We start from the raw sequence: 14,333 nt of genomic DNA on the forward strand, positions 1-14,333 counted from the left end.
TTACGAGACATCTATGTATTACCGTGATTTTCTTAAAGAATTTAATCCTGCTATTGCCTATTCATTTGATCCAGAATCATCTCCCAACCACGATTCACAGACCTTGCAAGATACATATTTCCATGAGGCAGGCCAATATCAGGATATGATGGCAGCCTATTTATATGCACAGGAAAATCTGCTTCCCTTAATAAAAACAAAGTCTTTGACCAGCACCGACCTGCTTGAACACACAAAAAGAATACATGGTTTTATAGCGAAAACCTTATTAGCGCCATTTGAAATGCATTCAGGAGAATTTACTGATCAATTTGTTTTCCGCTGGCATCATGGAGCATCCATGGTACAGGAGTTTATTCTTTATTTGGCAAACAAGCATTCTCCTGGAAATACAGCAAAAAAATTCGCAAATTTTCTGCTCAAAAACTATAAAGTACCTGAATCAGATAGCTTAAAGTTTTTAAAATTAATCGATCGAATCAAAAAAGACCCATCAATAACTATTCCAGATTGCGCTCAAAAAATTGTTGATAAAGATGAAAATCCGGAAAGTGTTCGTACGCTGTCAAAATTATATGTAGCTTTTAATAGGAATCTGCTTTCTGATGAAGACAAGGCCATCGTTGGAAAGCTATGCAAGATATGTATTTTGCCAGAACAAATCATGGAAAAAATGAATGAGTTTTCCGATAGATTCGTAAAGCAACTAGTGCAATGCAATGCTGAAGATATTGATGAGGTAGCAACTTTTGCAGCAAATGTATTTTATGAACTTACAGAGATACACCCATTTGCTAATGGCAATGGAAGAACTGCCACCTGTTTAATGAATTGTGTTTTAAAAGGATTGGGATATCCTGATATTTTATTGCGATATCCAGGAGATGCAAGAAACCCTGATAGCCAGTATTCGAAAGCAATTAGTCAAATTGCTGTAACAAGAAAGCCACTAGCCGATTTGATTAAAGCTCGCATCCTTGAAGCTCAAAAGGCACCCTATAAAAATGAGAAAAGAGAAGAGCATATGCAGCTTACAATTGCAATGGCTACTCTTTGTAAGCGCATTCAGCGTAAATATCCCTCCATCAACGTCAATAACCTTGCAATAGAATCCATTGAAAAGTGGAAAAAACAGTTTAAGCCCAAATTAAAAAACGAGATAGAATGCCAAATCGGGTTCTGCCGAGATATGGTGACAGCCGGCAAAAATCTTGAAAAAGTTTATGATGCTAAAAAAACAGCCATTCCTGTAGCGCCTGAACTGTTACAAAGACAAGTTTCCCAGGCCGCTGCGTTTATTGAGAAATACTCAGGGGTAACGGGTTGGAAATCAAGTACAACAAAAGGATTAACCTTTTGGATAACCCTGGATAGCATGGACGATGTAAAAATAATCGCTCAAAAATTGCAATACATGAGCAATGCAATGGAAGTCAATTCCGGAATGTCTCAAGGCAGAGCCACCGTCATATGTCATATTGGCAATAATTTGAATTATTTACTAGAGGCAGATCAGGGTCTTACTGATATTATTGGTAAAATCAACAAGGAAAGCGTTCAAAGCCACCTTAATATTTCAATTTAAATATAACTATTTGACTTGGTCTCGCGGCGAAAGGCCGCGGAGTCCATACCAGAACTGGCGCAATAGATGGTGCAAGAACAGGTATTTTATTTGCATACCGAGATTGCTTTTATACTGGAGTGAGTTATTTTGCCTTTTAAAGCACTTTTTAGCATAATACCTGCGAAAAAATTATTTGGATGAAGAAAATGGGCTTAATGCGGATTAATAGTGGTCGAGACATACCCAATGAAATTAATGTGGTAATTGAAATTCCGATGCATGCGGAACCGGTAAAATATGAAGTAGATAAAGAGTCCGGGGCTTTATTCGTCGATCGATTCATGGCAACGGCCATGTATTATCCGGCAAATTACGGGTATATTCCCAATACGCTTTCGGAAGATGGTGATCCGGTTGATGTTCTGGTAGTTACTCCTGTGCCTCTAATCAGTGGTTCTGTAATTGCCTGCCGTATACTGGGCATGCTGAAAATGACTGATGAAAAAGGGGTAGACGCCAAGCTTTTAGCTGTGCCGACTCACAAGTTAACTAAAATGTATGAAGGCGTTGAAACCTATCAGGATTTGCCAAAGCCGCTGTTGCTTTCTATTGAACATTTCTTTGAGCATTATAAAGATCTTGAAGAAGGAAAATGGGTGAAAGTCGATGGTTGGGCTGGCATCGAACCGGCCAGAGAGGAAGTGCTGTCCAGCGTTAAACGCTATGATGAACAGCAATAAGAACGCTTAGTCTAATAACTGCTTTTGAATGCAGGCCATTTAAAGGCAGTTTTTGTTGAAACCACAGACAATTTCTGATGTTTCCACCTATTTTGCAAAAATTGCGTAGTTGCTTTAACGAGGCCTTAAATTCCAGTCGATATCATTGTAATCAAGTGAACGCTAATAGTGCTTACTGGCAACCTGTTTATTAGGAGACAATGATGAACACTAAAAAATTAATGATGGTAATGGCTGCAAGCCTGCTCTATGCCGTTAACATTCCAGCTATCGCTGCAAACAACAGCAATCAGGCGGAATTGTTTTTAATTTCTGATCCGCATATGGATGTTACGCTTCGCAAAACAACCAATATTAATCCGCCTGCTGATCTCAGAAATGAGTTAGACCAGCGAAGCTATCAGACACTAATCAGTAAACTGGGAGAACAGGTTGATCTGAAGAGGTCCGCCAATCCTTCTGTCGTGTTACTTGGTGATTTGCCAGCTCATAATGGCTATAGCCGTAAAACCTCCCGGGATGATATTAATGGCGTTTTCGAAGCGCTTCAGGAAAAGATAAATCCTGCTCCTTTCTTTTCCGTGTTTGGAAATAACGATTCATTACAAAGAAACTACGGTCCATTTAGTTATCGTGATGATTCAGCCTATACGCTTTTGCAAGCAATAACCGGAAATGGAAATGGCTTTCTTTCAACCGGGACTAAATGCCCCTACAAAGGTCAGGCCTGTATTAGCAGTGAAAACAAAAAATATGGTTATTACTCTGCCTATTTAGGTGATCATCTCAAAATGCTCTCATTAAACAGCGTATTATTTGTGAACAGACCTAGCTTTTCACCTTCACGAGAGGGCGCCAGGGAAGAAATGCAATGGTTGGAGAGTCAGCTTAAATCCAGTCGCGCAAAAAATAACAGTGTAGTGCTGGCAATGCATGTTCCTCCACAATCCTGGGAAACAGACTATCAAAACTCATTCAAAAAAATAATCAAGGCATACCCTGAAGTAGTCATTGGCATGATGGCCGCTCACTCACATTATGATGAAATTCACGCAATGGTCGTTGGCAATAAAAGCTACGTAATCCCCATCGTTTATTCCGCAGGCCTTGGCGTGGACCATGGAAATGCTTCCTCCTTTAAAACCCTGAGCTTTTCAAGGTCAAATTCAGGCAGCGCATGGCGGTTAAAAGATTATGTAACCTATCATTTCATCGGGAAAAATGCGGACAGCAGCAAACTTTTACCCTACTATGATTTTACTCAGGCTTTCTGCGGAAAAACATCTGGAGAAACAGTGAGTGAGTGCCTGAAAAAACATATCAGCAATAACAAATTTGATGGCAATACCAGCACCTTGATGAGCAAGCACTACACTGCAGGTAATCCCAATAACAACAGACGAACTGACCCTTCTTCCAAATGGATTATGGTAGTTAAATAAGTATAAATCCAAGAAATTCTGCAATTGACTGTAGGTTGGCCCTTGGCCCAACATTGACCTCTGGAGTGGTTCAACCCCTTTGTTGGGCCAAGGGCCCAACCTATATATGGACCCATTCGTTTTTACAAGCAAAATTATAATCAACAAATAAATAGAAGTAAGATTGCACCTATATATTCGACCTGTTAATGAGTCTATTGACTATCTATTCCTAATAGGGTAATCTCTTTCATGGACCCGTCTCCTTGTTGATTAAGATATCTCGTGGATATCAACTTAATCTTGGCTCATTACGAAGCCGTTTGATAAGAGAATGGGTCCATATCATTACAGTAATTCCCAAACTTAAATATTCTTTACGCTTCAACCTCTTTTCTTGAAACGGCGTGTTGCGCTTCCAAATCGGTTTGCAATACTTTCTCAAGTTCCCAGTTTACTTGTCTCGAAAAGTTGATCAAAGTCGACTCCTCATCAAAAAAAGCAAAGGATTTTCTAAGTGAAGCATCATCCAGTTCGGCAAACATTTGCATTTTTTTTGCCATGTGTTTGGGGTTGTGTCCAAGCTCAATCATAATATCTTTTGCCATATTGAGCGCCGAATCAAAGGTATCCCGTTTGAAGTAGTCCACGCCGAGCTTATGCAATTCATAGGCATGCCGGCGGTTTCTGGCGCGCGCAAAGATTTTTAAGTGGGGAAAGGTTTCTTTAGCCATCGCTGCGACCTCAAGACTTACTTCCGGATCCGCCACAGCAATAATTAGCAGTTTCGCATGGGAAGCCCCGGCATTCTGCAGTAAATCAAGACGTGTGGCATCGCCGAAATAGCCTTTGAAGCCAAATTTACGAAGCAGTTCAATCTGCTCAGGATCCCTTTCCAGAATAGTCAAAGGAATTTTTTGTGCAGTAAGAAAACGTCCAATAATCTGGCCGCAACGTCCATAGCCAGCGAGAATAATAGGATGATTTTCCTTGATGGTATCGAACTCAGGTTTTGGAATCCGGCTCATAAACCGGGGTACCAGAATGTGATAGTACAATAACATCAGGAATGGTGTTATGGACATTGAAAGCGCCACGATTAGAATACTCAACTCACTGATTTGCAGAGAAATAACTCCAAGTGAGGCAGAAAACTTTAAAAGAACAAACGCAAATTCCCCCACCTGAGAAAGCGAAAGGGCAAACCCGAGGTTTTGTAATCGGGTTAATCCAAAAGAATAGCCAAGCCCGATCAGAATGACTGCTTTAATAATCACAATCAGAAAAACTCCTGCGAGAACCGATTCTGAATGGGAGGCCAGCAAGTTGAAATTCATGCTCATGCCTACCGAGATAAAGAAAAGGCCCAGCAGCAATCCTTTAAACGGTTCAATATCGGTTTCCAGTGTTCTCTTGTATTCGGAGTTAGCTAGAACCACGCCGGCGACAAAGGCCCCCAGAGCGGGGGAAGCACCGATGGTTTGCATTAATAAAGTGATACCGACCACCAGAGCCAGCGAGGTTGCGGTAAATAATTCGCGCAGATTAGTCCGGGCAATCATTGAAAACAGATGACGTGAAAAATAGTGACCAGAAATAACCAGCAAGCTGATGACGGTGGCGACGGTAATGGCATGCGCCCATTCCGGCAAGTTCAGAAAACGGCTTGCATGAGCTTCGCTGGCAGCAGCCAGACCGGGTTCGGCTGCCAGTAGGGGCAGAATAATCAATATTGCGATTACGGCAATGTCCTGAAATAGTAAAACGGCAAAAGAGGTTTCGCCTTCAACAGTCCGCAGCAGGTTTTTTTCTTCCAGCATTTGCAAAACCAGAGCGGTTGAAGACAAGGAAAAAGCCATGCTAAGAGCAAGGCTGGTTTGCCATTTAAAGCCCGATAAAAGACCAAGCATTGTCAGGGCCAGTGTGGTGATGCCCACCTGCAAACTGCCCAGGCCGATTATGGCTTTTCGTAAGCGCCAAAGCATGGGAGGTTCAAGCTCGAGGCCGATCAGAAAAAGCATCATAATGACCCCGAATTCGGCAAAATGCATAATTTGCTCGGCGTTACCCATAAGCCGCAGACCATAAGGACCAATAACGATGCCGATTAAAAGATAGCCCAGAACCGAACCCAGTTTAAAACGGCTGGCAAGAGGAACGATCAGAGAGGCCGCTGCCAGAAAGATGAAAACCTGAGTCAAAAGCGTATTTTCCATATTAAAATCAGGCGAATAGAAAGGAGATATTATAACTCAGATATGGATAAACAATCAGTGTTAAATGCCTGCAATTTACCAGAGCCAAAAATGATTAAATTTTATTCAGCGTATCCATTATTTACAAATGCGAAAGAGTGGCGTACAGTGATGCATTTTGATAATTTATTTTAAGGCGTTTAAAATAAATAGCTCATTTTGACCATTAATTATTCAATAATTAAGATTTTCTTAAGCTAAAGCCAATATAATAGCTTCAGCAAGTGTGGACCAGCAGTGAAGGAATGTAATGAGTAATAAGCATGCGCTTAGCATTTTTAGTCTGACAATGATTACTGTAGGCTCGGTAGATAGTATCCGAAACTTACCCGCAACGGCCTTGTTTGGCAGCCAGCTAATTTCCTTTTTCTTTCTCGGGGCTTTGTTTTTTTTAATTCCTACCGCGCTGGTTTCTGCCGAATTGGCTTCTGGCTGGGCCAAACAGGGCGGCATTTATATCTGGGTTAAAGAGGCTTTTGGTAAAAGGGCCGGTTTTCTTGCCATCTGGCTGCAATGGATTGAAAATGTCATCTGGTATCCTACTATCCTTTCCTTTGTCGCAGGAACAATCGGTTATCTGATTAATCCGGCAATGGCGGACAATCCTTATTTTTTATGGCTGGTGATTGTGTGTTCCTTCTGGGGGGCAACTCTGGTCAATTTGCGCGGTATGAAATCGTCTGCTCTGTTTAGCAATATCTGTGCTATTTCCGGTCTTTTGTTGCCGATGGGCTTAATCATTGGCTTGGGAGCGGTCTGGCTGGCAGGCGGCAATCCCCTGCAAGTTCAGTTTGACTTGCAAAGTATCAGCCCGCATTGGCAGGATCGCTCCATGTGGGTTTCATTAACGGCGATTATGATGTCATTCTGCGGGATAGAGATTGCCACGGTTCATGCGAACGATGTCAATAATCCGCAGCATGCCTTTCCTCGTGCGCTTATTTACTCGGTCCTGATTATTCTAAGCACCCTTATATTAGGTTCACTGGCTATTGCGGTAGTATTACCTAACAGCGAAATCAATCTGGTGGCCGGGATTATGCAGGCCTTCAACGCGTTTTTTAAGCAATATCACCTGGTGTGGATGATGCCGATAGTGGCTTTGATGCTGGTTATGGGTGGCCTCGGCGGCGTCAGTAACTGGATTATTGCGCCTACCAAAGGACTTCTTGTGGCAGCTCAGGATGGTAATCTGCCGGAGTTGTTTCAACGTACCAATCGACAAAATGCCCCGGTGGTGATGCTGATTACCCAGGCAGTTATTGTCACGCTATTATCAACCCTCTTTTTGTTTATGCCCAGTGTAAATGGATCATACTGGTTACTGACGGCTTTGGCCGCCCAGCTTTACATGCTGATGTATTTAATGATGTTTCTTGCAGCAATCAAATTAAGATTCAGTGCTCCGGATCATTATCGCGCGTTTCGCATTCCAGGGGGCAAAGCAGGCCTGCTGTTCGTTTGTTCAGTTGGCATCATCGGAACGCTGGCTACCCTGGTGGTCAGTTTCATGCCGCCGGAAAATATTAATGTCGGAAGCACAGGTCGTTATGAATTGACTTTAATCCTTGGGTTATTATTGATGTGTTCCCCACCATTAATCAGCAGTTTATGGCAGAGGAGAGGCCAATTTAAATCAGCCCAGACTGAGGCCTTGTCTTAAGTTCCATGCGCCTGGCAATCCAGAACCTACCTGGTCCAGACTTCGATCTGGATTGCTTCACGTCGTTCGCAAAGACAAAAATGGTTTCAGTTAAAAGGAAAATTATCCCGTATAACGCTTAAGTAATTCATTATTAATCTCAGTTTCCTGGACTTGATTGCAGTGTTCAATAGTACTGACTACCCGCCCAACATTTAATTGGAAAAACGAATACAGACCCGCGTCCTTTCCTCGTCGTAATGGGATTACAAAATCAGTGATTTCCTCCTTCTTTTTTTCCTGCTGTGGATGCCGCCAGAATCTCAGCTGATGGGAGGTGTGAATGAATGTTTTTTGAAGATGAGGATCCAGTTCTTCAACAGTGACCTGAATGTCTTCGATGTCCAGGTTGTTTCTCTCTAAAAACTCAGCGCAGCTTAATCCCTGCACCTTTCCATTTTCCCGATCCCCGCCAATATTATAACCTTTGAGTTCCATCGCCTGTTTTTTATAATTCCAGGCAATGCTTTCTGAAACAGCGTGTACGATTAGCACGATTGGCAAAACCAGAGTGGTAGCCGCTCCACTGACTATTGCGCGCAGAATATAGAATGAAAAAGCCCATCTCCAGGGCAACACATTTTCAAGAAGTCGAGGTATGAATAAACTGGCATAATCATAGATGCCTACATGGTTCTCATTGCCGGCAAAAATGAAGTAGGTATCTTTTATTTTTTGCGAAAGGGAAGTTCTCAAAGTCCTGGCGTGAGGGGTACGTTTTGCTTCCTGGATCCCTGAGAAAGGGTTAAAAAAATCAACGGCCATAGGTGTTGAAATTTTGAATAAAAATTCAGTGTATTAATGCCATTCATTTTTGTCAATGAAATGACAAAAATTCTCCACGGCATCCCGAGCGCAGCGAGGGATCTCATCGTGCTCTGGATAACCTGTGGAGTTAGCTCTGGCGTAATTGACAATTTCCAATCCTCTTCCTAAATTTAAAAAAAATGCCAAGGGATAATATGGATATCTATCGAGCCTTGAAGCCAGGGATGACGCTGTGTTTCATTTTACTGATTTTCTGTAAGTCTGGTTTCTGCTCCTCCCTGATTGTTGGGGTCACAGTGCCGGGGCTTCCCATTGTGCAGAAGGTAGATAGCGCTCGAGGCTCTTATTATTTTGGTTTTTGCATCGATATAATGAATACCATTTGTAAGCAAATCGGAAGGCGCTGTGAATATAAGAGTGTGACACTTCATAATCAATTCGAGCTACTGGATAATCGAAAAATCGATTTACTTATTATGCCTAACCCCTATACACCTTTTGAACTCAATCAGTATGCAGCCAGTATCCCTTATGCAGTCAGTAAAATGCAATTTGTCGCTTTGCAAAATAGTGGGATTGACAAGTTAGCTGATATCAGGAATAAAAAGATAGGAGCAATGAAGGACACATTTTATACTTTACTAGTGGAAAGTCCTTATGGGAATACCAACCAGATCATTGCCTATAACAGCATGAATGATCTGATCTCTGATTTGGCCAATCATAAAATAGATGTCATTGGATTGAACGATGTAGTAGCTTATATGTTCATAAGTAACAGCATTTACAATATAAAAAATGTGGGAAAAAGCATTCAATTAGGTGAGGGTTATGGCATTATCGGCCTGCCTGATAAAGCGCCGCTAATCGAGAAAATTAACAGGGCCATCTTTAACATAGAAAATGACGGCACCTATACTTCAATTTATCATAAATATTACATGGGAGAGGATTAAACCAGTAAAGGCCCAAATTTATCCCCTGGGTGCTGCATTGCTGTTTTTTTCAGGTAATGAGTTAAACGCGGCTTCAAATAGTTCGTTAATAACACCTAATCTACCCTGTCGGCTGGTAAAGCCTGAGAAGAAGCCCAGCTGCGCGTTTCTATCCTGCTGCAACTGCATGGCGACCTGACATTTCGCCTTATCAGAAAAAGGGGTAAAGGAAAAAATTGAAGGGGATTCACTCTGCCGGGTATCCAGATAATACTGCAGACAGCCCTTGTGTAATTGCTGGATTACGGTTTTTGGCTGGTCCAGTTCAATCGTGTTTATCATGCCCAGTGTGTAGTTGACAAAATTCATTACCTTCTCAAATGCCTGCTGATTCTCTGCTTTAGACACCCCTTTTGCCTTTCCTTCCGAAGGGTTTACTTTTAGCAAATCATTATTGAACGCCGTTGCTAATGACAATGCGGCCGGCTTTTGTTTAACTTCAGAAAACACATTCAAGAGTGCCGGGCGGGAAGGAGGAAGAACGTGCTGAAGCGGTATGGTCGCTTCATGCGAACGAACAGTTGAATAATCGAGGTACTCTTTTAAAGAGGCAATCTGAATACTGCATAAAGCGCTTGAACCATATATGCTGATAAACAGAGCAGTTTCAGAATGTCGCTCTTCATCCGTGGTTTCTGGCCGGCAGCGAATAAGCACTGGCAGTAAGGCTATTTGCTCTTTGCCCAAATGAAAATGCAGAAGATAAAATAAGCAGGCGAATAAGGTGGCGGCATCCACTAGAATAGGATGCTGTGTGTTAAGCCCTCTTTTTATTTGGGCTTGCAGATCGTGAAATCTGACGAAGGGATGGTTTTCAATCTGCTCTACCCTTATATAGCCTAAAACTCTGGCTGTCGCCTTGAACAGGGCTAAAACCTGTTCAAGAGAAAATGACTGTTCTGCATTGTAAAAGTGTTCTGAGTGGCGGGCAAAGAAAAACGGGTAATGTCTTTGGTAAACCCCTTTAAAACCATTACTTTCCAGATTATTCTGTAATAAAAGCCAGCTGCCAACCTGAGGGTTTTTTCGCCATGATGCCCCGGTAATGTTAGCAACTGCCCACTGCCAGAACTGATCAATGTATCTAATCACTTTGGCTTTTAGCTCAGCATCAACGATTTGCTCGGGATTCTTGGTATTGCGGGTCAATGAAGCGAGAGAAGCCGCCAGCTGCTCTGACTTGCTGTTTGGTTCATGATGCTGATTTGTCATTGCAAACTCGTCAAGAATTAACTTCAGTTGACCCATACTGATTGTCATATGCTTAGTTCCATTAGAGCATCACTCAGGCTTTCAATTGATCTTTAAGGGCCAGGAGTTCATCACGAACTTTGGCAGCCATTTCAAACTCCATATTCTGGGCGTGAGTATGCATTTGTTTTTCAAGTAGTCTAATTCGTTTGGCAAGCTGATCCGGCGGCAGAAGCTCATATTGTGGCTGGCGTTCGGCGATTTGACTCTTTCGCTTATTACTGTATGCGCCTTCCATAATATCTTCAATGGATTTTTTAATGCCCCTGGGAGTAATTCCATGCTGCTCGTTGTAGGCTAATTGTTTGTTACGCCGACGCTCTGTTTCATCCAGGGCACGCTGCATTGAACCGGTCATGCGATCCGCATATAAAATAGCACGGCCGTTTAAATTTCTGGCGGCCCTGCCAATAGTTTGAATTAATGAGCGATCGGAGCGTAAAAAGCCTTCCTTATCGGCATCCAGAATAGCAACTAACGCTACTTCAGGCATATCCAGCCCTTCTCGCAACAAATTAATGCCGACCAGCACATCAAACTCACCCAATCTTAAATCACGAATAATTTCAACCCGCTCAACAGTATCAATATCTGCATGCAAATAGCGCACGCGGATCCCTTGATCCTGCAGATAATCAGTTAAATCTTCTGCCATCCGTTTGGTTAAGGTGGTAACCAGAATGCGTTCACCCTGAGCCTGAACCAGGCGTATTTCAGAAAGCAAATCATCCACCTGATTTCTGACCGGCCTGACAATAACCTGTGGGTCAATCAGTCCAGTAGGGCGAACGACCTGTTCTGCAATATTGTCGGCATGTTCTTTTTCAAAGGGACCAGGGGTTGCAGATACATAAATGGTTTGTGGTGAGCGGCCGTCAAATTCTTCAAAACGTAAGGGGCGATTATCCAGTGCAGAGGGGAGCCTGAAACCATAATTAACCAGGGTTTCTTTACGGGCGCGATCTCCGCGGTACATCCCGCCGATCTGTGGAACAGTCACATGCGACTCATCAATGATCAGCAAGGCCTCTGGTGGTAAGTAGTCAAATAAAGTAGGCGGAGGCTCGCCTTCATTACGGCCTGACAAATAACGTGAATAATTTTCAATACCCGAGCAATAACCGAGTTCCAGCATCATCTCGATATCAAAGCAGGTGCGTTGCTGCAAACGCTGTGCTTCAAGCAACTTATTCTGCCGGGTAAACTCATCCACTCTGATTCGCAGTTCTTCCTTAACCTGCTCAATTGTTTCCAGAAGTCTTTCCCGCGGTGTCACATAGTGTGTTTTGGGGAAAATAGTCACGCGGGGGAGCTGCTGAATGATATCGCCTGTCAGAGGATCAAAGCGCATAATACGCTCCACCTCGTCATCAAATAATTCAATACGAATAGCCTCTTTCTCCGAGTCAGCAGGGAATACATCAATCACATCGCCAGTAACCCGAAATTGCCCTCTGTCCAAAGATTGATTGTTACGCGTATATTGCATTTCTGCCAGACGGCGTAAAATTTTACGCTGGTCGCATTGTTCTTTGCGCGACAGATGTAATACCATACGCAGATAGGAATCCGGATCGCCCAATCCATAAATGGCCGAAACCGTAGCAACAATTATGGCGTCTTTGCGCTCAATAAGCGCTTTGGTTGCTGAAAGGCGCATTTGTTCAATATGCTCATTAATTGATGCGTCTTTTTCAATAAAGGTATCTGAAGCAGGAACATAAGCTTCGGGCTGATAATAATCGTAATAGGATACAAAATATTCTACGGCATTATCTGGAAAAAAAGTTTTAAATTCTCCATAAAGCTGAGCCGCCAATGTTTTATTGGGTGCCATAATTAATGTAGGACGTTTCATTGCTTCAATGACATGAGCAATAGTGAAGGTTTTACCTGAGCCGGTAACCCCAAGAAGAATTTGTTTTGCCAGCCCGGATTCAACGCCTTCAATCAGTGAGGAAATGGCAGTAGGCTGATCGCCTGCGGGCTGAAAATTTGAATAAATTTTAAATACATTTTTCATAATAAGAACTATATACATTTTGTAGGAAAAGATGCAAGTTTTTTACAGCTTGATTTTTAGCAAACCTGCATTATAGTTTGACCTGTCGTACAACGGTAAATAATTGCCTGATGTACAAATGACAAAACAGCAGGAATCCACGTCAGTTTAGAGGCAATATTTAGAAAGAGGAGTGATTGATGCAAATTACACTGGCTAATCGGGTAAAGCAGGTAAAGCCTTCGCCCACGCTTGCCGTGGCTGCCAAAGCCTCGCAAATGCAGGCACAGGGAATGGATATTATTAATCTCGGTACTGGAGAGCCCGACTTTGATACGCCTCAGCATATCAAGGATGCTGCTATTGCAGCGATTAATGCTGGATTTACCAAATACACGCCAGTGGATGGTATCAGCGAATTAAAACAGGCGATTCGAGAAAAATTTAATCGCGATAACGGACTTGCTTACCAGTTAAATCAGATTCTGGTTTCAGTCGGCGGAAAACAAAGCTGTTATAACCTTTGCCAGGCTCTTTTGAATGAGGGCGATGAGGTCATAATACCGGCACCTTATTGGGTTTCTTATCCGGATATGGTTTTATTAGCGGATGCTACACCAGTCATTATCCCGACAACGCCTGCCATGCGCTATAAAATTACCCCCGCCCAGCTGGAGCAGGCAATTACTCCCCGGACACGGTTATTTTTTATAAATAGTCCATCCAATCCTTCAGGAGTTGCCTATAGTTTTGATGAGCTGAAAGCCCTGGGGGAAGTACTGAAGAAGCATCCGCAGGTTTTGATTGCCACAGACGATATGTATGAGCACATTATCTGGACGCAAGCCTTTTGCAATATACTCAATGCCTGCCCAGAATTATATGATAGAACTGTTGTACTTAACGGTGTTTCCAAAGCTTATTCAATGACTGGCTGGCGTATTGGCTATGCGGCGGGCCCTGCACCTTTGATCAATGCAATGAAAACAGTGCAGTCGCAATCCACATCAAACGCCTGCTCCATCGCGCAGAGAGCCGCTTTAGCGGCACTTACCGGCGGTGATGAAACCGTTCATCATATGGTCAAGGCCTTTCATCATCGACACGATTATCTGGTGGATCGCATGCAAACCATGCCAGGTATTGAGGTGATCCCCGCGGATGGGACCTTCTACAGCTTTCCCAACGTGCAATCGATTATCGAAAAGCGAGGTTACGCCAATGATGTCGAGTTTGCTGAAAACTTATTGCAGGACGAAGGTCTGGCTTTAGTGCCGGGTTCTGCCTTCGGAAATGAGGGTTGTATAAGACTATCTTTTGCCACCAGCATGGATAATTTAAGCAGTGCGCTTGACCGCCTAAGTCGTTTCTGCAAAAGATAAAAAAATTTAAGAAAACCCTTGACTCATCAGCGGGATCTCTTTATGATTCCGCCTTATTCCCTGGTAGCTCAGTCGGTAGAGCGGATGACTGTTAATCATTAGGTCACAGGTTCGAGTCCTGTCCGGGGAGCCATATCTAGCATGGCTTCTGGTAACAATAAATTCCCCTAATATTTTACGTAGACTTCAAGGTATCCTTAGCTGAAAATTACTGACGTATTGAAAAAAGACTTAGGATTCTATAATTCAT

At 42.8% G+C, this 14,333-nt stretch carries 10 protein-coding genes and 1 tRNA gene; 7 read left to right on the forward strand and 4 right to left on the reverse strand.

What is annotated here, in order from left to right; translation table 11 throughout:
* Positions 1–13: 13 nt before the first annotated feature.
* The 3 genes from LXA66_RS00775 (at position 14) to LXA66_RS00785 (ending at position 3,749) form a co-directional block, all read left to right on the forward strand.
* Positions 14–1,585 (forward strand): Fic family protein, encoded by a 1,572-nt coding sequence (locus LXA66_RS00775; protein ID WP_233011520.1) that lies wholly within the window; start codon positions 14–16, stop codon positions 1,583–1,585.
* Positions 1,586–1,773: 188 nt separating this feature from the next.
* Complete coding sequence (gene ppa / locus LXA66_RS00780) at positions 1,774–2,307, forward strand: inorganic diphosphatase (RefSeq protein ID WP_133139559.1); 534 nt, start codon at positions 1,774–1,776, stop codon at positions 2,305–2,307.
* 200 nt (positions 2,308–2,507) lie between these two features.
* Positions 2,508–3,749 carry a metallophosphoesterase gene (locus LXA66_RS00785; protein WP_233011521.1) on the forward strand — a complete coding sequence of 414 codons (1,242 nt, stop codon included), beginning with the start codon at positions 2,508–2,510 and terminating at the stop codon, positions 3,747–3,749.
* Between the two features lie 356 nt (positions 3,750–4,105).
* Here the strand turns inward: LXA66_RS00785 and LXA66_RS00790 are convergent, their stop codons facing one another.
* On the reverse strand, positions 4,106–5,944 hold the full coding sequence (locus tag LXA66_RS00790; RefSeq protein ID WP_233011522.1) for a monovalent cation:proton antiporter-2 (CPA2) family protein: 1,839 nt from the start codon (positions 5,942–5,944) through the stop codon (positions 4,106–4,108).
* A gap of 289 nt (positions 5,945–6,233) precedes the next feature.
* Here LXA66_RS00790 and LXA66_RS00795 point away from each other — a divergent pair, with 289 nt between their 5' ends.
* On the forward strand, positions 6,234–7,646 hold the full coding sequence (locus tag LXA66_RS00795; RefSeq protein WP_233011523.1) for an APC family permease: 1,413 nt from the start codon (positions 6,234–6,236) through the stop codon (positions 7,644–7,646).
* 102 nt (positions 7,647–7,748) lie between these two features.
* Here LXA66_RS00795 and LXA66_RS00800 read toward each other — a convergent pair whose 3' ends face one another.
* Positions 7,749–8,450 carry a hypothetical protein gene (locus tag LXA66_RS00800; protein WP_233011524.1) on the reverse strand — a complete coding sequence of 234 codons (702 nt, stop codon included), beginning with the start codon at positions 8,448–8,450 and terminating at the stop codon, positions 7,749–7,751.
* A 197-nt stretch (positions 8,451–8,647) separates the two neighbouring features.
* Here LXA66_RS00800 and LXA66_RS00805 point away from each other — a divergent pair, with 197 nt between their 5' ends.
* Positions 8,648–9,409, forward strand: coding sequence for a transporter substrate-binding domain-containing protein (locus LXA66_RS00805; protein ID WP_233011525.1), 762 nt, complete (start codon positions 8,648–8,650; stop codon positions 9,407–9,409).
* A gap of 18 nt (positions 9,410–9,427) precedes the next feature.
* Here the strand turns inward: LXA66_RS00805 and LXA66_RS00810 are convergent, their stop codons facing one another.
* Positions 9,428–10,708: a hypothetical protein gene (locus LXA66_RS00810; RefSeq protein WP_233011526.1), complete on the reverse strand. Its 1,281-nt coding sequence runs from the start codon at positions 10,706–10,708 to the stop codon at positions 9,428–9,430.
* A gap of 25 nt (positions 10,709–10,733) precedes the next feature.
* Positions 10,734–12,722: an excinuclease ABC subunit UvrB gene (gene uvrB / locus LXA66_RS00815; RefSeq protein ID WP_233011527.1), complete on the reverse strand. Its 1,989-nt coding sequence runs from the start codon at positions 12,720–12,722 to the stop codon at positions 10,734–10,736.
* Positions 12,723–12,901: 179 nt separating this feature from the next.
* Between uvrB and LXA66_RS00820 the strand changes: the two genes are divergently transcribed.
* Positions 12,902–14,083 carry a pyridoxal phosphate-dependent aminotransferase gene (locus LXA66_RS00820; protein WP_233011528.1) on the forward strand — a complete coding sequence of 394 codons (1,182 nt, stop codon included), beginning with the start codon at positions 12,902–12,904 and terminating at the stop codon, positions 14,081–14,083.
* A gap of 57 nt (positions 14,084–14,140) precedes the next feature.
* Positions 14,141–14,216, forward strand: a tRNA-Asn gene (locus LXA66_RS00825).
* Positions 14,217–14,333 lie beyond the last annotated feature (117 nt).

The sequence above is a fragment of the Legionella sp. 16cNR16C genome (genome assembly GCF_021297775.1).
Lineage (GTDB): Bacteria > Pseudomonadota > Gammaproteobacteria > Legionellales > Legionellaceae > Legionella_C > Legionella_C quinlivanii_A.